We start from the raw sequence: 20,642 nt of genomic DNA, 5'->3' as shown, positions 1-20,642 counted from the left end.
CACAATTGCGAATCCGACCAACGGCACTCCATATCGTTAATGATATTCCCCTCAAATACAAGTTTCTTCTAATTTATCTGCTCTGCGTACTTCTTCCGATTCTGACGATCAACATCTTCTTCTATCAGCGGAACTCCGACGATATTCGGATCCGGGAGGAAGATAATGTGCGTAAGTCGATCGAGCGAGCGTCCGGAGAGTTGATCGGCATGCTGGAAGAGGGCGTTGCGCTAAGTCGTTCGCTCGCAGGCGACGATTCCCTTTACGTAGCGTTAGATCACCAATATGCGTCGCCGCTTGATTATTATGGCGAGTACAATGACTTGCTGAGAGATCGATTGACGCGCTACATGTCCCCGAACATTGTAGAAGTCAGCATTTTTACCGACAATGCTTCCATTCAAAGCGGCGCGAACTATCATGTATACAACAAAACTTCGAATAATCTACCTTGGCTCGATCCGTTAAATCAATCGAACGGGAACATCTTGGTAGTTGCTTATAACGAGTCTGGCGGTCTTTATCCAGGCAAACGCATTAGTGTGGTGAGCAAAATGAATGGTTATGCCGCTTATTCGAAATATGCCAAATACTTGAAAGTGGATTTGAACATCGACAAGATGGACAGCATTCTTAACCGGGAATTGGACAGCCTTCAGCTTCAACTTGTTGACGACCAGAATCAAGTTGTTGCCGCAAGCGCCGGAATCGAAGTTCCGAATGGGCCGATCGCTCAGAATCCTCTGCTATCTTCCACATTCTCACAGTCCGGATACGCGATGGAACGTTCGATCGGGGATTACAGTTACGTGAAAGGATGGAAGCTTGTCGGCATCGCGGATACCAGACGTATCGATGAATTGCTGGATGATGCCCATAACTCTATTATATGGCTCGCCATTATCAGCACGATGGTTCCTTCTCTGCTCATATTCATCATTCTGCTCTCCTACCACTATCGAGTGAAGAAGCTTTCCAGACATATGGAGAAGGTTCGGAACGAGCGGTTCGATTTGATCGACATCAAGGAGGGAAGGGACGAGATTGGCGGTTTGATTCGCACGTTCAACGTCATGATCTCTAAGATTACCTCGCTCATTAACGACGTTTACAAATTGGAGATTCGGCAGAAGAGTCTGGAGCTGGAGCGGGTGCGCACGGAGCTCTCCATGCTGCAGAGCCAGGTAAATCCCCATTTTCTGTTTAATACGTTGAATGCGCTGCTAGTCGTCTGCACGAAGAAGGGGTATACCGACGTGACGGAAATCATAAAGAACTTGTCGCTGCTCATGCGGCAGCTGCTTAGTCGGGTAGACGATCTCGTCCCTCTTCGGGATGAGCTGGAATTGACAACCATGTATTTGCAGATCGAGAAATTCCGCTTCGGTCATCTGTTCAATTATTCCTTTGACATCGATCCGCAGGCGCTTTCGATGCGCATTCCGAGAATGAGCATTCAACCGCTTGTAGAGAATGCATGCAAACACGGACTGCAGTCCAGGAAGGACGATCGTACGATCGTTGTGACGGCAAGGCTGAATGAGAGAGACTTGGTAGTAAGCGTCGTCGATAACGGCGTTGGCATGGAACGACGTAAACTGCAGCAGTTGATGGAGAATGTGCGATCCGATACGGGAATGGACGGCCATATTGGCATTCGCAATGTGTATCGTCGATTGGAGTTATTCTATGACGGGCTTGTTAGGTTTCAACTTAACAGCGATCCGGACAACGGGACGGAGGCGGGCTTCCATATTCCGCTTACGAAACTGACGGCGGAAGAATGGAAGAAGGAGGCGTAAAAACATGTACAAAGTGCTGTTGGCCGACGACGAGCCGTTCGCTCTCGAAGGGCTTGAGCTGCTAGTCGATTGGGAGAGCAGAGGGTTCCAGATCGATGTGATGTGCCTTAATGGCGAAGAAGCGATCGAACACATTCGCCATTCTTCGCCTGACTTGGTCGTCACCGATATCCGCATGCCGGTATTAGATGGGTTCGAACTGATTGAGGAGACGCGCCGTTTAGGGAACCACTCCACCTTATTTGTAATTACTAGCGGGTATGACGATTTCGATTATGCAAGGCGGGCGATGCGTTTAGGTGTAAAGGAATTTATGACAAAGCCGATAATCGGACTTGAGATTGATGAGGTGCTGGCACGGGTGCACAATGAGCTGCGCGAACGAGAACGGCGTGAACTCATTCGGGAAAGTGCAGACCGTTATAATGTCAGGCAATCGTTCTCGGCACTGCTCTTCGGCGATGAGGAGGATGAGAAGCAGGCCGCGGCGCGGACGCTGGCGCGCTTGAACATTCAACCCGCCTACTGGACATATGTGCACGTAGGAACGGATGCAGAGAGCGCAGGAGGCGCCCGCGAAGCAGCGATGCAGGTGGCCGAGAAGACAAGCTATTGTTATTTGATAGATAGTTTTCGAGGTTCATTTGGTCTCGTTTTTGGTATGGATACTCCTGACGACAGGGTGGTCCGATCGTTCGCAATGCGTCTGTTCTCGGCTATGCAGGCGGCAGTCTCCGGTCGAATTGAAATGGCGGTAGGCTGTACCGTTGATCGATCGATCGATTTGTCCAAGTGCTACGGCAGCGCAGTTGAAGCTGAACGATTTCTCTTTTTCGGCGACGCTGCAATTGTTCATTATGAGGATATTAGAGGGAAAACACTGACCTTCGATCTTGGGGTGCTCATGATGGTGGACGCCATTGTTGATGCTATGGAGAACGACAGCTCGGACGACCTTATTTATGCTATTCGGGAAGCATTCCGCAATTTCGAAGAGCGAATGACGCTTCCGGAGCTGATTAACATCTTTGTAACGCAAGTTGTCATGCGATGTGCTTCGGTTTGCAAAACGCTGGGCGGCGACTCCGATTCCCTGCTCAAACAATCAAGTCTATTGGCGCACGGAGAGCTTAACGGAAACTTGCAGGAGTCAACCGCAGCCTTAATCGCTTTCTGCTTGAAATGCCAGTCTACTGTTTCCGAACTGCATGGCAAACAGGCCGTCGGCACGCTGGCGAAAGTGTTCGATTTTGTACGTCAACATTTCAAGGCGACATTCACGATCAAGGAGATCTCGGAACGGTTCTATATCAATCCTGTTTATTTGGGCCAATCTTTCACGCGCAAATATGGCAAAGGCATTCTCGAATTCGTTCATGATCTTCGCATTGAAGAGGCGAAGAAGCTGCTTAAGGAGTCGAACGACGCCTCAAGCGCAATTGCCGAGGTGCTTGGCTACTGCAGCTATCAGCATTTTCTGAAGCAGTTCGAGAAGCGGCTGGGCATGAAGCCTTCTGATTACAGGGTCCAATTCCGTCAATGAAATTTCGTGTTGTCTTTTGCTGAACCCACCATAAATTTAGGGGGGATAGAGCTTAATTCTGAATATGTTGCAAGCGCATACATCGCCTCATAATGGAGAAAGAAATGCGAAATGATTTTATGAGGAGGAGTAATACATGGGGGTTGTCACCAGAAAAAAACTGTGGGGTTCTTTATCGCTCGGACTTGCTCTTAGTCTCGCGCTCGCTGGCTGCAGCGGCGGCGGCAGCAGCGATAACAATTCTTCCGGCAGCAAGGACACTACGACGAATGAGGCATCCAGTTCTTCAAACAACAGCGATACGTCAACTGCTCCTGCAACCGACGATTCGAAACCGATTACGATTTCGGCATTCATCGGTTCGCCGAATCAAGCGCCGACGGCAGATAATCGGATTTACAAGAAGATCAAGGACGATCTTGGCGTTACGCTGAATATGGAGTTCCTGGTCGGCGACCTGCAGCAGAAGCTGGGCGTTATGATCGCAGGCGGAGAATATCCGGACCTCATTACCGCTGATCCGAAGCTTGTAACGGCGAAAGCGGTCATTCCGTTGGAAGATCTGATCGAGAAGTATGCTCCTAACCTGAAAGAACATTACGCTGCGTATTGGAACCGGATGAAGGATTCCAGCGACGGTCATATTTATTGGCTCCCGAACTATGGCGCCTACACGGGAGAGACACATAGCAACGTTTATCAAGGCCCAGCCTTCTGGATTCAGAAGAAAGTGCTCAAGGAAGCTGGCTACCCGACGCCGAAGACGTTGGAAGATTATTTCAAGATCATCAGCGACTATGAAGCGAAGCATCCGAAGACGGATGATGGCCAGCCAACGATCGGCTTCACGTCTCTCGCGTATGATTGGCGCACGTTCCCGCTGACCAACGCGCCGGAGCACCTGAGCGGTCACGCTAACGACGGCGGCGTCGTGGTGGATAATGGAGTTGCCAAGGTATTCGCGACTGAGGACATGTCCAAGACTTATTATAAGAAGCTCAACGAAATCTATAACCAAGGCTTAATGGACAAAGAGGCCTTCGTACAGAACTATGACCAATATTTGGCGAAGATCGCTACGGGCCGCGTACTCGGCATGTTCGACCAACACTGGAACTTCCAGCAAGGTGAGAATGAGCTGATTACGCAGAACAAGATCGGTGATACGTACGTAGGCTTCCCGCTGACTTACGATGGCGTCACGGATCACTACTACGATCGCGGCGTCATCAACCTGAACAACGGCTTCGGCATCAGTAAGGACGCGAAGGATCCAGAGCGCATCATCAAGTTCCTCAACGACATCATGACCGAAGACTGGCAGAAGACATTGCAATGGGGCGAAGAAGGCGTCGACTACCAGAAGGATGCGAGCGGCAAGTTCTCCCGCACGCCTGAACAGCGCAAACAACAAGAAGATACGACCTGGAAGCTTGCCAACAAAGCAGAGGCACTCTTGGGTTACTTACCGAAGATGGAGGGCACATACAGCGACGGCAACGCGACGGACGCTGGCAGCCAGCCGGAGGAATTCTACGCTAATCTTAAGCCTGAAGATAGAGAGATACTCGACGCTTACCATCACAAGACTTGGACGGAATTCTTCACCCCGGCACCGGAGAACCCGATTTATTATCCGGCATGGCAGATCGACTTGGTCGACGGCTCTGACGCATCGGTCGCTAGTAAGCAAATGACGGAAGCTACGCTGAAGTATTTGCCGAAGGCGATCATGTCCGGAGCGGACAAATTCGATTCCGCATGGGATGAATACAAAAATGCTTACAGCAAGATCAACGTGAAGGCGTACGAAGATCGGATCAATGAACAAATCCAGTGGCGTATCCAGAACTGGACTAGCAAATAACGAAGGAAACGATACGTTGCGGAAAGCATCGACGAACGGCCGATGCTTTCCGTAACTGACGTTATATGTCCTTGCCGGAAGAGAGACAGGAGGAGAGAACGATGGCGAGCGCCCCGAAAGCCATACCATCCAAGACGGCTGCGATGACTGCCGCACCAAGATCGTCCCTATTCAAACGGATGCGCGGCCAGAAGCAGCTGATGCTGATGTCGCTGCCTATACTGTTATATGTTGTGTTATTTGCTTACTACCCTATCTGGGGTTGGACGATGGCGTTTCAGAAATGGCGGCCCGGGACACCTTTCTCCCAGCAGGAATGGGTTGGCTTCAAGCATTTCAAATTCTTGTTTAAAGACGATACGTTTCTATTGGTGTTACGCAACACCATCGGTATGAGCCTCATCAATTTGGTGCTCGGCTTTGTCACCGCGATCGTATTTGCCATACTGCTTAATGAAATCAAGAACAAGCTGTACAAACGTTCGATACAGACCATCTCCTACCTTCCGCACTTTCTTTCGATGATTATCGTAACAGGCATCGTTGCGAATGCGCTGTCTGTAGACGGCGGTATTGTTAACGTAGTTCTCATGAAGCTTGGGTTCATTCACGAGCCGATCATGTGGCTCAGTAAACCGCACTACTTCTGGGGAATCGTAGGCGTTTCCCACGTATGGAAGGAAGTGGGCTGGAATGCAATTATTTACTTGGCGGCTATCACGTCCATTGATCCTTCGCTCTACGAAGCGGCTGAGATCGACGGGGCGAACCGATATAAGAAGATGCTTCACATCACCTTACCGGGAATCAAGTCGATCGTCATTATTTTGCTGATCATGAACCTCGGTTGGGTTATGGACGCTGGCGGCTTTGAAATGCAGTACCTGCTCGGCAACGGCGTCGTCGTTGACTGGTCGCAGACGATTGACATTTTCGTACTGAAATACGGCCTGCAGATTGGCAACTACTCGCTCGCAACCGCCGCCGGCATCTTTAAGACAGTTGTCAGCATTACGCTGATATTCGCTGCCAACACGATAGCCAAACGCTTTGGCGAAGATCGATTGATTTGAGGAGGACAAACCGATGAGAACGAGAACGCTTCGGCTGGAACCGGTTGTCTTCAACACGTTCAACGCCGTCTTCATGATCGCGCTTGCGGTCGTTACGCTGTATCCTTTTCTGAATACGCTGGCCGTATCGTTTAACGCCGGCAACGATACGGTTCGCGGAGGCATCTATCTATGGCCTCGCATATGGACGTCTCAGAATTACAAGGCGGTATTCGCGGGCGGAACGCTCTATCACGCCTTCTGGGTATCGGTGGCGAGAACGCTTATCGCTACCGTGCTCAGCTTATTTCTGACTTCCATGTTGTCTTATGCGGTCAGCCGCAGGGAGTATGTATTCCGCAAGCCGGTTACGATCCTCGTCGTATTGACGATGTATTTCAATGCAGGACTCATCCCAAGCTATTTCCTGATGAAGGATCTCCATCTTCTGAATAGCTTCTGGGTTTATGTCATTCCGGGTTTGATCAGCGCTTTCAATATGATTGTCATTCGAACCTATATGCAGACGCTGCCGGAAGGGCTGATCGAATCGGCAAGAGTGGACGGCGCGGGAGATTTCCGGACATTCTTCTCGATCATTCTGCCGCTCTGTCAGCCGGTTCTCGCTACCGTGGCGCTGTTCGTCGCCGTTGGGCAGTGGAATTCTTGGTTCGATACGTTCATCTACGCATCTTCCAAGCAAAGCTTGAGTACGCTGCAGTACGAGCTTATGAAGCTTCTGTCGTCTGCATCGCTCTCGAACAGTAACCCATCCGTCGCAAACAGCAGCAATCCTGGCGCCGTTCACAACATGGTCACTCCGATGTCGATTCGGGCGTCCATCACGATCGTTGCATCCTTGCCGATTCTCGTCGTGTATCCGTTCCTGCAGAAGTATTTCGTGCATGGCATGCAGCTCGGAAGCGTGAAGGAGTAGGGAGTAGTCACTGACTATCATTACGATGACGCAAGGCAAGGAGTGGGCTTAAAGACAGCCCATCCTTGCCTTTTGTTCTGCGCCTTGATCAACAGCGATAAAGTGTATTGCATAAATGCATATAAATGACGAAAACAACTCCTCTCGAGTTGTTTTTTCTATTTGTGGCGATAACGTACGATGCAAGAAAACGAAATGAGCATCCACTAGAGGTAGGTAGCGGCTAAGGTTATACACAACTTACCGAGGGGGTTTTAATATACGCGTTGACAGGTTGTTGGCAGTTATTGGATAGGTTACACTCTCTGATATTTCTATTTCCTGTACGAGGTGATATCCGTTTGATTTCAAGCAGATATATGGAATTCATGAGCATGCTGCTAAATCTGCGACAGATGCTGAAGCATATCAGATGGGCGATGAGGCAGATCCTTCGGGTAAAGCCGGGACTTGCGGTAACTTTATTGATCATCTCGATCGTGGAAGGTTGCGCGCCTGCTGCTCTTGTGTACATTACGCAGCACCTGATCAACGGCACAATTGCAGCAGTTGGTCAGGGAACTGCCGAGCTGCATAAGCTTATCCCATGGCTTTGTGCGATGCTGTTTTTCTCCCTATTGACCTTTGATGTGATGTATCATGTTCGCGAGCCGATCAGGCTTCGAATGAATCAATCGTTGAATTACGTTCTGGATACGGAGCGATTAAAGCTTGCGGCGGAGATGCCGCTGCTTAAGATGGAGGATAGCGAAACTTCCAATTTGCTTAATCGGTCGGATGATCCTGGGAATAAAATCAGCAGGATTCTGCATTATCTTCTCTGGGCGACGCAGCATCTGGTGCAGCTGATTACGATCAGTTTGTTTTTCACTTCCATATCGCCATGGCTCCCTCCGCTGTTGATCGTTATACAGATTCCTACTCTATTCTTGGCAGGCAAGTCGGAGAAGCTGTGGATGGATGTTACGTACGCTCAGACGGAGGAGCAGCGCAAAGCGGACTATGTCAGCGGATTGCTGACGGGCCGCAAGGAGCAGAAGGAGCTGCGGCTGCTTGACTTGCGTACAGAATTTCAGCGTCGCTGGCGCGAGCGTCGCCATCATGTTCGCACGGCTTCGCTTGCTGTTCGAAGGACTATTACTTTCCTGCAAATTCCGAGCGATTGGATCAACCTGGCAGCAATGGCGGTCATCCTGTTCGCATCAGCCTATCAATTAGCGGATCGCAGCATGACCGTCGGTCTATTCGTAGCGGTCTTCCAAGCCTCCTATAGCTATTTCGAAGCCTATCACAGCGTTTTGTATGGGATTCGTGAGGCGCTGCAAGGAGCCGGCGAGGCCGGTTTCGTACGAGAGTTTCTTCAGTCAGGCACGTCTGTCCAGATGAATGACGATAGCCACAAGCGCAACCTTAAGCGGGCCTTCCCTCTTCCAATGAGATCAGGCATCAAGCTTGATCGAGTGTCCTTCCGCTATCCGGAACGAGATCCGATTCTGAAGGAGGTGTCGCTTCATATTCGCCCAGGGGAGCATATCGCGCTTGTCGGAGTTAATGGCGCTGGCAAGAGCACGCTGGTCAAGCTATTAATGGGTCTCTATGAGCCAGATGGCGGAACGATAACGGCGGATGGGATTCCCTATGCGGATATCACTCGGAATACTCTTCGCGACAATGTAACCGCCGCGTTCCAGGACTATTATAATTTTGAGCTTACGCTTGCTGAGAGCGTCGGAATCGGACAACCTGCGAGCTTGGGTAATGATGGCGGCGCGGATTTATCCGCGATCGAGGCGGCGGCTGCGATCGGGGGCGCCGATGAGGTGCGTAGCCGAATGGAGCAGGGCTGGAAGCAGCCGATCGGACATGTAATGGATGGCGGCGTCGGTCTATCCGGCGGTCAATGGCAGCGCATTGCATTAAGCCGGGCATTAATGCGCAGGTCGCAGCTTCTCATTCTGGACGAGCCTACAGCTGCAATGGATCCGAAGATTGAAGCTGAGCTGTATGCCCGTTTTATGACGATTATGCGAGACCGTTCGGTATTTATCGTGAGTCATCGCCTTGGATCGGCACGCATTGCGGACCGTATACTTGTGCTCAGCGATGGCGTCATCGCAGAAGAAGGCTCGCATGAACAGCTGCTGACGGCTGGCGGCATCTATTCGCGCATGTGGGAGGAGCAGGCACAATGGTACAGAGATTAAATGGAAAGCAATCGTCGTACAGGCTGCTGATGCAATATATCGTCTGGATGCTTCGGATCGATATGCGGAGAGTAGCAGGACTATTCGTCATTCAATTGCTTGGCTCGCTGCTCACTGGCATGAACGTCATACTGGTCAGCCGTATCGCGAATCTTGCCATCGGAGTTTATCAGCAGACCGATCCGCTATCCGCTTTGTTCTTCTGGCTAGCCGTCACTTTGGGGCTGGCGGCAATCAATAATTCCTTATGGCCTTTATTCTCATTGCAAGAAGAGAAGGTTCGCCTTGAACTTGAGGAATCGCTCCTGCAGGATTTGCAGGACAAAGCGAGTCGGCTTCGGTTGGAGGTGTTCGAACGAAGCGATTTTCATGATCTGCTGGGCAGGGCCCGTTCGGTAACGGAGCCGGGATTCATGCTCAATATTTCCTATGACCTGTTTCACATGGTTCGATCGGCTTTCAACATGTTCACGATCTCGGCGGTTGTACTCTGGTGGAATCCGTGGCTTTTCTTCGCGATTGCGATTACGGCGCTGCCGTCACCGATTATGAAGTGGCTGGAGGTGCAAAAGCTGTTCCAGCTGGAGAAGGAACAGATTCCAGACGTTCGGCTGCGCAACTATTATGCCGGCATCATGCGATCTCGCGAGGCGGCGAAGGAGGTGCGTACCTTCGGTTTGGCGGATTGGCTGCACAGTCGGTGGCAGGGGCTATTCTGGCAGGTGGAGGATGCGAAGTTTCGGTTGTCCGTTCGCAATAACGTCAAGCATGTATTGCTCTACTCTTTAGGCGTAGTCGGCGTTTCATGCGGCATCGCATGGTGCGTAGCTGCGGTATTGAACGGCTCGCTGAACGAGGGGCGATTCGCCGCCATGTTCGTTGCGTTAGGCGGGGTAAGCGCAGGCATTCGCAGTGTATTCGATAGCTTCAGCAGAGTATCCGGCAGCCTGCTGCGAATCGGCGATTTCTTCGACTATATGCTTCTCGGTCCGGAGGAAGAGCCCGCCACCACTGCGAAACAACCGTCCGAGCAAGCCTCGTTCGTGCTGGAGCATGTTTCCTTTCGATACCCGCAGACTGACCGCGATGCACTGCAGGATGTATGTTGTACGTTCTGCGATGGTGAACGGATCGCACTCATCGGGGAGAATGGCTCGGGCAAGACGACGCTGGTGAAACTGCTGGCAGGCCTGTACCAGCCGACAGAAGGGGTAATCCGTTTCGGGGATACAGATTTGCAGCTAATAGATATGGCTGAGCTTCGCCGCCGAATGGCCGTCGTATTTCAAGATTTCAATCGCTATGCATTTACGGTCCGGGACAATATTGGCTTTGGCAATGTGATGGAATTACAGCATGGCGGCTTGATTCAAGATGCTGCAGTACGAAGCGGCGCGGACGAGATCATTGCCGGCCTTCCTCAAGGTTACGATACGCTGCTGACCAAGCAGTTCAGCGGGGGAACGGAGCTGTCCGGCGGTCAGTGGCAGAAGCTTGCCATCGCTCGGTCCTATATGCGCGAAGCGGCAATCGCCATGCTGGACGAGCCGACCTCGGCGCTGGATCCGAAGGCGGAATCGGATGTGCTCCGCCAATTTCTAGCGACTTCGCAGAACAAGACGGCTTTCATCGTGTCGCATCGGCTAGGGCTCGCCCGCTTTTGCGATCGGATCCTGCTTATGCAGGATGGGCGGATTGTCGAGCAGGGTTCGCACGATGAGCTTGTTGCGAAGAATGGCGAGTATGCGCAGCTGTGGGCGATGCAGTCGCAGTGGTACAACTAGTGCATTCAATAGATGCGCGATTCAACTGGAAATAGAAAAAAACAACCGACAGTTGGACAGCTCAATTACGCCTCCATACCTTCAATTCCTATCGGTGGATATAATCTACTCGGGAGCAACGAAGCTGGTGGCAACCTCGGTTCCGGCTCAATTATGATGAATACAGGAATGGAGTGACGAAGGATGGATAAGGAATTAGGTCAGCGAATCGCCGAGCTTCGGCATCGTAGAAGATGGACACAGGAGCAGCTCGGTCAGCAATTAGGCGTATCGGGTCAAGCGGTATCCAAGTGGGAAAATGGCGACTCGCTGCCGGATACGACACTGCTCGTGGATCTTGCCCGGGCACTCGATTGCACGACGGACTACTTGCTCGGAGCCGACGCGGAGGAGAGCGTCAGCCGTTATATCCCGTCATTGGAAGCGGGAATACGTAAGCTAGAGCCTAGCGAGAGTATTGACATGGCTTTTCGTTTGTTTAATATGTTCGATGATATTTCACGGGTGCATACCAAGGCAGTGTTGGAGGGAGAGCCAACGTCCGATGAAAAACGTTTCGTCCATGCCGGACCCGAAGGAATCACGTTATGGTGGAGTGGCAAGCTATTCTGCACCCTATCCATTGATGTGCTGAAGGAAACACAAGCATGTTTTCAAGATGACACTATGCCGTTCGACCTGTTCCCGGAAGGCTGGGATCGCGCATTGACGGCTGTAATGTCACAGCATCCTTTCTTCTTCTCTGGCAGAGCAGCAGTTGATAACCTCCGAAATCGTACCCATGCATTGGATGATGGTAATGAAGAGGTCGTTCAAGCACTCATAGATTCCGGCTTCCTCGAGAATGGCAGAGGTGGATACCGAATCGGCTTCCAAGCGGAGGTGCTTCTTCGCGTGATCGGAGCCATGATGCAAACCATTGGCAAGCCGACTAGCATGTCTCATAGATCCAATTTGAGCGTGCCTACCGATTCTATATGAAACACGGTATGAGATTGCTGCGGGAAGAGATGTCGTATTTGAATCAGCCCGTCTTACGATTATACAAGAAGCTGTTGAGCGGATAGAGAATGATTTAGCGTGAGCTTGGGGCATATTCCTGCCTCAGGCTCCTGTTGGTTTACAGGGCTTAAATCTATTTATTTTTACTATATATTCATGGGTATATTTGTAAGTATCTGATGTGATAAGGTCTTAAATATAGGTGTGCAGCATCAGGAAACAAGTATAGAGATGACAATGCGCATTCAAGCCAGGTCATTTAGGAGGACCGATGGAAATCTATAAGCTCAGAGCAGAAAGAAGCACGCTGCATGGCTCATTTTCAAGAGAGATAGAACCTGCTTTAACGATCAACTCCGGCGATTCCGTGCAATTCCAAACCCTCGACGGAGGCTGGGGATATTATTGTCAAACCAATAAGAAAAGAATGAAGTTCCCGGAACGAAATCGCGAAACAGATATGGGTCATGCTTTGTGCGGTCCGATCTATATCCACGGCGCTAAGCCCGGAATGACGCTTGAAGTTCAAATCAACAATCTGGTTCCGGAAGCCTGCGGATTTACATCTGCCGGTCAATGGCCTAATTGGCAAAACCAGAAACTAAATTTAACGCAATACAATGAAATCACATTAGATTGGAAACTGGATGTTCAGGAAATGATCGGGCAAACGACAATCGGAGATCGAATGTTCTCGGTTGATTTGAAACCTTTTATGGGTGTATTGGGAATGCCGCCGGATGAGCCTGGCATTCACTCGACATTCCCTCCTCGAATCTGCGGGGGAAACATCGATTGCAAAGAGTTGACCGAAGGCAGCTCTTTATACCTGCCAATCCCTGTTGAAGGAGCGCTCTTCTCCGTAGGCGATGGTCATGCTTTGCAGGGAGACGGGGAGGTTAGCTGTCAGGCGATCGAATGTCCGATGGAATTGGTGGATTTAACCTTTTATATCCATGATCAGATGTCTATACCGATGCCCCGGGCGAGAACGCCGCTCGAGTGGATAACGTTTGGCTTTCATGAAGATTTGAATGAGGCTGCCGTTCAGGCGCTGGACGGCATGCTGGATCTGCTTGGGGAGCAATACGGTATTCATCGGGTTGATGCAATGGCTCTGGGAAGCGCTGTCATTGATCTAAGAATTACGCAAATCGTAAATGGCATCAAAGGCGTACATGCCTGCATAAAGCATGAAGCGTTACGGGTGTCAGGAGTCTGATGATGCACATTCGACCGTATGAGAAAAAAGACGAAACAGGCTGGCTGCGATGCAGAGTTCTTGCATTCCTTGATACGGCTTATTACGATCATGTGTTGAAAAACAAGGAGCGCTATTCCAATCCTTCAATCGAATTGGTCGCGCTGGACGGCGAAGAGATTGTGGGGTTAATCGATATCGAATTTGAAACAACGCCAGGAAGTGTATGCTCGAATCGCTCGCAAGTCGGCGGAATGATCTGGCATATCGCTGTACATCCCGATTATCGACGGAGAGGAATAGGTCATTCTTTGTTGGTAGAAGCGATTGATAGGGCCCAAAAGTTAGGCACTCAGCATCTTGAGGCTTGGACGCGCGACGATCCATGGGTGAAGGACTGGTATCTGAGAATGGGCTTTACGTGGGTTGAGTCCTATCTCCAAGTCTATATGGATGGGGGCAAGGAGCTAAAGGGCTCCATTGAGTCCCGAATTCCTCAGTTATATCCCGTCCATGTGTTCGCGCATTACACGGGGGAGGACAAAGCGAATATAAGGGAACGATTCTCACGAGTTCATGAAACGAATCTATATCGATTGCAATTGTTGCAATGAAGGAAGGATGGAGGCTATGAATATATCGGAGGTAGTTATACATCCTGTGTTTCATCATATCTTTCAGTCGATTGAGCACCCTGAAGAACAGTACACGCACATTGGTGATGCACTAGGCAGAGATTGCATGATTACTAGATTCAAAGATGGATGGATGCGTATGTACGACGGCGAAGGTACACGCAATGAGGATTGGTATACTTGGGGAGCGGATGTACTTGCCCCATTCGACGGCGTTGTGAAATCTGTATATATAAATCCAATAACGAATACGCCCGGGACATTGATACCAGGAAGAGCGAGCTCCATTGTATTTGCCAGAGAAGATGGTGTATTGGTTACCTATGCTCATGTGATGGATATCCATGTTACAGAAGGCGATAGGATTACTGTTGGTCAAGTTGTCGCCAAGGCCGGCAACAATGGATACTCCAGACACCCCCATATTCATGTTGGTGCTTGGATTGGTGAAACCCCATTGCAAGTCCGATTTGACCTGCAGGCAATGGGACGTCAGATGAAAGCACTCGGCGAGAGGCATTATTTATGTTGAGAGGGGGTTAGGTTGCTGAACGAAACAGATCGTTTCTTTGAATATACCTTCTGTTGAGAGATTATTAAACTTCTATAAGAAGCGGTTAATGAAAATTATTATCTTAACGAAATCCAAAGGAGTGAATTCGATATCATTCAACTACCTGTACGAAAATATAATTCTGAACCAGACCTGCATGTTCAAATTGACCCTGAAACAACGGCATTTCTTTTAGTCGATTGTGATGAGTCTGGAGCAGACAACAAAATTGTAGAGAAACAGATACATACTTCTCTTAGAGCTGCAAGGAAGACAGGCATGAAAGTAGTTTATTTATACAATGCTATCTTTGGAATTGGTGGGCCCAATGATGTTACGACTCGAATTCACGGACTAGACCATCTTGAGAACAGCTGGAAACCCTTGATCCCCACTTTTAATAGATTAATACAACCGATAGAAGGTGAAGCTATAATTCCAAAATCGCATAAAGACGGGTTCAATGGAACTATGCTTGATTATTATTTAAAAACGTGGAACATAAATACAATAATGGCTGTAGGATTCCATCTTAAATCTTGTTTATTTCATACCTGCATAGGTGCTCGTCATAACAATTACCGAGTAATAATGTTAAGAGACTGTACCAATTCGAACGAATTTTCCGATACAGTGGATAGCACTAACCCTGAAGGTGGATGGTTAAGATTCGTATTTTTAAGAATTTATGAAACCGATATAGGGTACACCTCAACTTCATCAGATTTTTTGGAAGCTACTAGATGAGACTTAGGACCAGTTCATAAAACACAGCTGATTTATAAGGGATGGTATAGCAATGAAGATCGATATGGTTTCAGAGACGGAATATATCATATCCGAATTCATGCTTGAGAACATTCGTGCCCAAACGTATTGTGTCTTTGATCTAGAGGCGACAGGTCCTAATGAGGAAGAAGATGACGTTATACAAATTGGTGCGGTGTTACTTAATGGACGTTCGGGTGAAATTGAAAAGACATATGAGACATTGGTGAAACCATCCAAACTAATACCTAAAGCAATTGAAGGATTGACTGGAATATCCAATGAGGATGTTAATGAGGCGCCAGAATTTACGGAAGCGTTTACTGAATTCAGTAACTTTAGCGAAGGAGCAGTGTTAGTCACGCAAGCCGGATATGAATTTGATTGGCCGTTGCTGATGAATGAATGCAGCAGAAATCATTTGAGAATTATTTCCAATAAGATCATGGACACCAAAGTTTTATTTGCATATCTTTTCCCAGAGATATCCGAGATTATCTCAACAAACTTTTTGATAAAGACATTAAACATAGATGACTACGATATAAAGCGACATCATGCATTAGGGGATAGCGTATTGATTGCAAGAATTTTCATGGAGCTAATGAGAGTAATGAGCAATAGGGAAATCGATGAGATAACTATTCAGCATCCGATAACAATTAAGAGAGTTCAGTTGCAGAAGCTCTTGTGAGAATGATGGAAAAGCTGAAACCTCAGCATTTGGAGGCCGAGATGAACCAAAGTAACAAGGCGCTCATTTTACTTTTTCCAGATACTCCGAATCGATCAGTGGAGGAACTGGAAGTTCCGAAGAGATATCGATTAAGAAACTATATTGATTCTGACAAGGATGCTTACTTGAAATTACTCGAGTCAGAGGGCTGGCGATTAAATGAAGAGCATTTTAAAGATTTCTATGATCGAGTTCTTCCTAACGGACTTTTCATTCTAGAGGATACAAGGGATGGATCGATTGTTTCCACAGCGGCAGCTTTACATAATCCTAATTGCTCGCATCACTATTTTCCGTTTGGCGGTGATATTGGTTTTGTCATCACACAACCAGAACATAGGGGACAGGGATTAGGTTATATTGCATCGAGAGCAGCGACCATTCGATTAATCAATGGAGGATATGCATCAATCCGAGTAGTCACCAATGACCATCGTTTAACTGCAATCAAGATCTATTTAAAAATGGGGTACCTTCCATTTCTATATGATCAGGATATGGAGAAAAGATGGGAAAAAGTGTGTGAACAAGTAAACTGGGGGTATCGTCCTGAGGAGTGGATTAAACCTAATAGTATCAGATAACCATAAATTAATTGTAAGGAGTCCAATAGATGCCTGAGATAATCAACAAGATACTTGAAAATGAGTCGTTTTGCGGGTCGATCTTAATTGCGAAAGGTCAAGAGATAATATATGAAAGGGGATTTGGACTAGCTGATCAATCGACTTTTTTGCCGAATTCAACTGATATTATCTATAGAATAGGCTCATTAGCAAAACAATTTACTGCCTTATGTATTTTACGGTTAATAGAAGGTGGAGTATTAGACCTTAATGATCCAATTTATAAGTACATCCCATCGCAAACTTTGTTCAAGAATATTACGATTCATCAATTGTTAGTACATTCAAGTGGATTACCTGTAAACTTTCCATATGACATTCATGTAGATTCTAATGACACTGACTTAATTGAAGCTTTGAAGACGGTTGATGTTAATGAAAGCAAGTCCCATATACCTGAGTATAGTAATGTGGGATACTCCATTCTGGGGCACCTGATCGAAGTAGGCTCAGGCTATACTTATTCAGAGTATATATCAAAACAAATATGCGAGCCTTTGGGTTTATTAAACTCCGGGGCTGATTTTATTAAATATAGTGAGTTTAATAATCGTGCATATGGGTATGAGCTCGGCGAAAAAAGTAAGCTGATGCAGTTTAGGACGTATGAAGGCGCAGGCAGTAGCTTCTATACAACTGCCAAGGAATATCGGAAGTGGGATCTAGCATTATACAGTGATAATCTAATATCCGAGAAATATAAGATTCTAATGTTTAAATGTTATGAACCAATAACTTCAGACATCGGATATGGATATGGTTGGGAAGTGAACAGGCTATATCCTACAATACATCAACATTCGGGTTATGTCGCAGGTATAAGTTCATTCGTAATGCGTAATATAGATACCAAATTTTTATTGTTTGCTGTAAGTAATTCGGGTGAAGAAGGCCTAAAACCAATCCAAACAATAACGGATAAAATAAATAATGGATTCTGTAAGTAGGCTGCAAAAAAAAGGTGCTTCAAATCGTTCAACATTTATTTTGTCTTGATCCATTTGCTTTGTAAAGAACGGTTACTTGCATCTCATAAAAATAAAATCTTGAGGAGATTACAATGGATTACAGGAAACAAATGGAACAAATTATTGATCTTCGACGTTTGCTATCTTCCGACGGAAATTAGTACGCCTGTCATCCCAGTCGTAGAAGAGCTTAAGAAAAGGACATCATAACAGAAGGCCATCCTTAACTGGGGATGGCCTTTCTGTACAATATTATCCTCCGGCCCCCTGGTACTTATTCGCACCGAACATCCAGAAACGATATCCTAGCCCATAGACAATAGGACCGGCAAGCGGTACAAGCCACATGGCCCAAGCAGGCATCAGAGCTGTATCGTTGTCGAGCAAGTAGGCTGCAGGATAGAAGTTGACGAATCCCAAAGGGACAACCACCGTTAATAGAAGCTGAACGACGGTGCCGAATACAGGCAACGGGTAGGAAATGAAGTTCTTGAGCTGGAAGAAAAGCGAGAACAGGTAGCTGCTCCTCACCCAGATGAACGACATCGCCCCGATCATTGTCATGATACCCGCATGGATCATCGAGCCGCTGATGATCGCAATAAGCAAGTAGATGTATTGGATCCAAGTCCAATGCAGATTCAATTGAAGCATCGCCCAAACCAGTACAGAGCCTGAGATCGTAATATGCGCAATGTAAGCGAGATTGAAGCCTCTGCTAACGAGATAGAGATACGGATTGACAGGCTTAATGAGCAGCGTATCGAAGGTGCCTTGTCTCACTTGCCCTTCGAGCTGGCTCATCTGGACGAAGGAGAAGGAGGCACCCAATGCATACGTGAACAGTCCGATGCTGTAGAGCAAGGCGATCTCCGGCCAATTCCAGCCTGCTAGCGTGTCGAAGCGTTTGATGAATAAATAAATAACGATATAATCGCCTGCATAAGAGATGATCTGAGCTACGGCGGAGAGAAGAAAGTCTCCCCTGTACTGCATCTTCTCCTTCATTAACAACCTGACTAATTGTCCGAACAATTGAAATGTCATGCTAGAGGTCCGCCTTTCCGACTATCTTTTTATCCGCCTTGCACGATGAGCCGACGAACCGCTCTCGACCACAGCCACTGTACAATCGTCAGCAGTGCGATGATCCAGGCTAGCCCTATTAGGAGCGTCTGCCACAACATAACTTGCGACATATTGCCCAAATAAATGGCTGCAGGAACATAGCCGAGATATTGGAACGGCAGCATCCTGGCAGCGAATTCCCATCCAGGGGCATAGAACCAGATCGGCAGGAACGAACCGCTGAATATGGTAATCAATCCGCCGAGCGTCCAGCTAAGCGCGAAGTGGCTCATGAACCAGAAGGCAAGCAGCGATACGAGATAACCCAGAAGGAAGGAGATTAGCATAGCAATAAGCAGCGCCGCGACAAATCCGATCAGAGAAACCGTCGAAGCGGGCGGAAGCATACCGAATAGCAGCCAAGCAATCAGTAACGACGGAATGACAGTGAAAACAAATTTATAAAGCGTTTGGCCAAGCGCATCGGATAATAGGTACAGCGGATAAGAGAGCGGTTTAATAAGCTCAACGGCAATACTGCCGGATTTGAGACTGCCGTCAACCTTGCCGCTGACGCCGTGCAAGAGAAGCGCGACGAGCAGCGTGTTGATGATGCTGTAAGTAATCATCTGGTCGATCGTAACGCCGAAGGATTCGCCCTTCCCAATAACCGATCGCCAGATCTCGACTTGAATCAGGATGGCAAAATAATTCCCGAGCAGCCGCAGCCATACATCGGAGCGATAGGCTAATTGGCTCGTGAACGACTTGGTCATGAACATGATATAAGGTGTCATCCGTTCACCGCCTTTACCCGATTTGTCGGCCGATCGATTCCTCATCGGCCAATTGGCGATATAAGCGGCGGATGACCGACTCGATGTCCGCGCTCTCGATCGATGCGTCCTCGACCGGGTACCGGGCAGCAATACGGCTCACAAGCTCGAATACGGTGGATTCGCTCCGTGAAACGAGATAAGTCTTCCGAAGACCCTCCTCCTGGAGCAGCGTGATGCCTGGCATATCGAGCGGCCCTGGATCTTCGCGGAAATCGATGACGACGCGCCGTTCGTTCCCAAGCCTTGCCCGAAGCTCCTCCACGGAGCCGTCGTAGACGAGCGTTCCTTTGTTCACGACAATCATCCGTGGGCATATCTCCTCGATATCCTTCATGTCGTGAGTCGTCAGCAGGATCGTAACCTTGCGCTCGCGATTCACCATTCGCAAGAAGTGACGAATCTGATCCTTCGCCATGACATCAAGACCGATTGTTGGCTCGTCCAGAAATAAAATTCGAGGTTCATGCAGCAGCGCCATGGCGATCTCCACCCGCATGCGTTGGCCAAGACTGAGCTGGCGGACGGGCTTCTCGACGAACTCATGGATGGATAACAGCTCCATGCACATTTGAAGATTTTGCTTGAATTTCGTTTCAGGAATCTGATAGATGGTCTTGTGAAGATCAAAGGAATCCGTCACTGGCAAATCCCACCACAGTTGGCTTCGCTGGCCGAAGACAACGCCGATCTGGCGTGCGTTCGTTTTGCGAGCTTCGTGCGGAACGGCTCCGAGCACTCGGATGTCGCCAGCGGTCGGAACGAGAATGCCGGTCATCATTTTGATCATGGTAGACTTGCCAGCTCCGTTCGGGCCGAGATAGCCGACGGCTTCGCCTTCGCCGATCGTGAATGAGATATCGTTCACGGCCGTTTCTTCCGTGAACTGCCTCGTAAACAAACTTCTGACGGAACCGATCAGGCCGGGGAAACGGCGATATTGACGGTAGGACTTCGTCAGGTGGTTGGCAGCAATGATGTCCATTTGGTCACCTATTTCTATTAATTATTGTTGTCGTACATATTTCAAGATGTACCAATGATAAAGATATCTCCATAA

The 20,642-nt window shown here is 48.4% G+C and carries 18 protein-coding genes; 15 read left to right on the top strand and 3 right to left on the bottom strand.

Annotated features, from left to right (window positions below; all coding sequences use genetic code 11):
- Positions 1 to 5 precede the first annotated feature (5 nt).
- The 15 genes from H8B09_RS14040 to H8B09_RS13970 all read left to right on the top strand — a co-directional run bounded on the left by H8B09_RS14040 (position 6) and on the right by H8B09_RS13970 (position 17,657).
- Positions 6 to 1,802, top strand: coding sequence for a sensor histidine kinase (locus H8B09_RS14040; RefSeq protein WP_191204144.1), 1,797 nt, complete (start codon positions 6 to 8; stop codon positions 1,800 to 1,802).
- A gap of 4 nt (positions 1,803 to 1,806) precedes the next feature.
- A complete protein-coding gene (locus H8B09_RS14035) occupies positions 1,807 to 3,345 on the top strand; it encodes a response regulator transcription factor (protein ID WP_191204143.1) in 1,539 nt (512 codons plus the stop codon).
- 136 nt (positions 3,346 to 3,481) lie between these two features.
- Positions 3,482 to 5,212, top strand: coding sequence for a type 2 periplasmic-binding domain-containing protein (locus tag H8B09_RS14030; RefSeq protein WP_191204142.1), 1,731 nt, complete (start codon positions 3,482 to 3,484; stop codon positions 5,210 to 5,212).
- Positions 5,213 to 5,355: 143 nt separating this feature from the next.
- A complete protein-coding gene (locus H8B09_RS14025; protein WP_397376075.1) occupies positions 5,356 to 6,285 on the top strand; it encodes an ABC transporter permease in 930 nt (309 codons plus the stop codon).
- Positions 6,286 to 6,298: 13 nt separating this feature from the next.
- Positions 6,299 to 7,201: a carbohydrate ABC transporter permease gene (locus H8B09_RS14020; protein ID WP_191204140.1), complete on the top strand. Its 903-nt coding sequence runs from the start codon at positions 6,299 to 6,301 to the stop codon at positions 7,199 to 7,201.
- 368 nt (positions 7,202 to 7,569) lie between these two features.
- A complete protein-coding gene (locus H8B09_RS14015; RefSeq protein WP_224753592.1) occupies positions 7,570 to 9,405 on the top strand; it encodes an ABC transporter ATP-binding protein in 1,836 nt (611 codons plus the stop codon).
- Positions 9,390 to 11,189, top strand: a complete 1,800-nt coding sequence (locus tag H8B09_RS14010) for an ABC transporter ATP-binding protein (protein ID WP_191204138.1) — start codon at positions 9,390 to 9,392, stop codon at positions 11,187 to 11,189. Before H8B09_RS14015 ends, H8B09_RS14010 begins: the two co-directional genes overlap by 16 nt.
- A 183-nt stretch (positions 11,190 to 11,372) precedes the next feature.
- Positions 11,373 to 12,170: a helix-turn-helix domain-containing protein gene (locus H8B09_RS14005; protein ID WP_191204137.1), complete on the top strand. Its 798-nt coding sequence runs from the start codon at positions 11,373 to 11,375 to the stop codon at positions 12,168 to 12,170.
- 292 nt (positions 12,171 to 12,462) lie between these two features.
- The gene (locus H8B09_RS14000; protein WP_191204136.1) at positions 12,463 to 13,413 is read left to right on the top strand and encodes an acetamidase/formamidase family protein; all 951 of its coding nucleotides are present in this window, start codon (positions 12,463 to 12,465) and stop codon (positions 13,411 to 13,413) included.
- A complete protein-coding gene (locus H8B09_RS13995) occupies positions 13,410 to 14,006 on the top strand; it encodes a GNAT family N-acetyltransferase (RefSeq protein WP_191204542.1) in 597 nt (198 codons plus the stop codon). Before H8B09_RS14000 ends, H8B09_RS13995 begins: the two co-directional genes overlap by 4 nt.
- A gap of 16 nt (positions 14,007 to 14,022) precedes the next feature.
- Positions 14,023 to 14,559 carry a M23 family metallopeptidase gene (locus H8B09_RS13990; RefSeq protein WP_191204135.1) on the top strand — a complete coding sequence of 179 codons (537 nt, stop codon included), beginning with the start codon at positions 14,023 to 14,025 and terminating at the stop codon, positions 14,557 to 14,559.
- Positions 14,560 to 14,670: 111 nt separating this feature from the next.
- Positions 14,671 to 15,327, top strand: coding sequence for an isochorismatase family protein (locus H8B09_RS13985; RefSeq protein WP_191204541.1), 657 nt, complete (start codon positions 14,671 to 14,673; stop codon positions 15,325 to 15,327).
- 52 nt (positions 15,328 to 15,379) lie between these two features.
- Complete coding sequence (locus tag H8B09_RS13980) at positions 15,380 to 16,042, top strand: 3'-5' exonuclease (RefSeq protein ID WP_191204134.1); 663 nt, start codon at positions 15,380 to 15,382, stop codon at positions 16,040 to 16,042.
- Between the two features lie 2 nt (positions 16,043 to 16,044).
- Positions 16,045 to 16,668 carry a GNAT family N-acetyltransferase gene (locus H8B09_RS13975; protein ID WP_191204133.1) on the top strand — a complete coding sequence of 208 codons (624 nt, stop codon included), beginning with the start codon at positions 16,045 to 16,047 and terminating at the stop codon, positions 16,666 to 16,668.
- A 29-nt stretch (positions 16,669 to 16,697) separates the two neighbouring features.
- A complete protein-coding gene (locus tag H8B09_RS13970) occupies positions 16,698 to 17,657 on the top strand; it encodes a serine hydrolase domain-containing protein (RefSeq protein WP_191204132.1) in 960 nt (319 codons plus the stop codon).
- A gap of 273 nt (positions 17,658 to 17,930) precedes the next feature.
- Here the strand turns inward: H8B09_RS13970 and H8B09_RS13965 are convergent, their stop codons facing one another.
- From H8B09_RS13965 to H8B09_RS13955, 3 genes are read right to left on the bottom strand one after another with little or no spacing between them, the layout of a single operon-like run.
- Positions 17,931 to 18,725, bottom strand: a complete 795-nt coding sequence (locus H8B09_RS13965; RefSeq protein WP_191204131.1) for an ABC transporter permease — start codon at positions 18,723 to 18,725, stop codon at positions 17,931 to 17,933.
- A 29-nt stretch (positions 18,726 to 18,754) separates the two neighbouring features.
- Complete coding sequence (locus tag H8B09_RS13960) at positions 18,755 to 19,543, bottom strand: ABC transporter permease (RefSeq protein WP_191204130.1); 789 nt, start codon at positions 19,541 to 19,543, stop codon at positions 18,755 to 18,757.
- 13 nt (positions 19,544 to 19,556) lie between these two features.
- Entirely contained in the window at positions 19,557 to 20,567 is a 1,011-nt protein-coding gene (locus tag H8B09_RS13955) for an ABC transporter ATP-binding protein (RefSeq protein WP_191204129.1), read from the bottom strand.
- Between the last annotated feature and the right edge of the window lie 75 nt (positions 20,568 to 20,642).

It is taken from the genome of Paenibacillus terricola, from assembly GCF_014779765.1.
Classification (GTDB): Bacteria; Bacillota; Bacilli; order Paenibacillales; family Paenibacillaceae; genus Paenibacillus_T; species Paenibacillus_T terricola.
Note: the sequence above shows the minus strand (reverse complement) of the source record. Positions and strands in the feature narration are given on the sequence as shown.

Bases quoted from the DNA above. Each gene is read 5' to 3' on its own strand.
- H8B09_RS14035 (WP_191204143.1), top strand. From the start codon at position 1,807: ATGTACAAAGTGCTGTTGGCCGACGACGAGCCGTTCGCTCTCGAAGGG.
- H8B09_RS14030 (WP_191204142.1), top strand. From the start codon at position 3,482: ATGGGGGTTGTCACCAGAAAAAAACTGTGGGGTTCTTTATCGCTCGGA.
- H8B09_RS14025 (WP_397376075.1), top strand. From the start codon at position 5,356: ATGACTGCCGCACCAAGATCGTCCCTATTCAAACGGATGCGCGGCCAG.
- H8B09_RS14020 (WP_191204140.1), top strand. From the start codon at position 6,299: ATGAGAACGAGAACGCTTCGGCTGGAACCGGTTGTCTTCAACACGTTC.
- H8B09_RS14015 (WP_224753592.1), top strand. From the start codon at position 7,570: ATGAGCATGCTGCTAAATCTGCGACAGATGCTGAAGCATATCAGATGG.
- H8B09_RS14010 (WP_191204138.1), top strand. From the start codon at position 9,390: ATGGTACAGAGATTAAATGGAAAGCAATCGTCGTACAGGCTGCTGATG.
- H8B09_RS14005 (WP_191204137.1), top strand. From the start codon at position 11,373: ATGGATAAGGAATTAGGTCAGCGAATCGCCGAGCTTCGGCATCGTAGA.
- H8B09_RS14000 (WP_191204136.1), top strand. From the start codon at position 12,463: ATGGAAATCTATAAGCTCAGAGCAGAAAGAAGCACGCTGCATGGCTCA.
- H8B09_RS13990 (WP_191204135.1), top strand. From the start codon at position 14,023: ATGAATATATCGGAGGTAGTTATACATCCTGTGTTTCATCATATCTTT.
- H8B09_RS13980 (WP_191204134.1), top strand. From the start codon at position 15,380: ATGAAGATCGATATGGTTTCAGAGACGGAATATATCATATCCGAATTC.
- H8B09_RS13975 (WP_191204133.1), top strand. From the start codon at position 16,045: ATGATGGAAAAGCTGAAACCTCAGCATTTGGAGGCCGAGATGAACCAA.
- H8B09_RS13970 (WP_191204132.1), top strand. From the start codon at position 16,698: ATGCCTGAGATAATCAACAAGATACTTGAAAATGAGTCGTTTTGCGGG.
- H8B09_RS13965 (WP_191204131.1), bottom strand. From the start codon at position 18,725: ATGACATTTCAATTGTTCGGACAATTAGTCAGGTTGTTAATGAAGGAG.
- H8B09_RS13960 (WP_191204130.1), bottom strand. From the start codon at position 19,543: ATGACACCTTATATCATGTTCATGACCAAGTCGTTCACGAGCCAATTA.
- H8B09_RS13955 (WP_191204129.1), bottom strand. From the start codon at position 20,567: ATGGACATCATTGCTGCCAACCACCTGACGAAGTCCTACCGTCAATAT.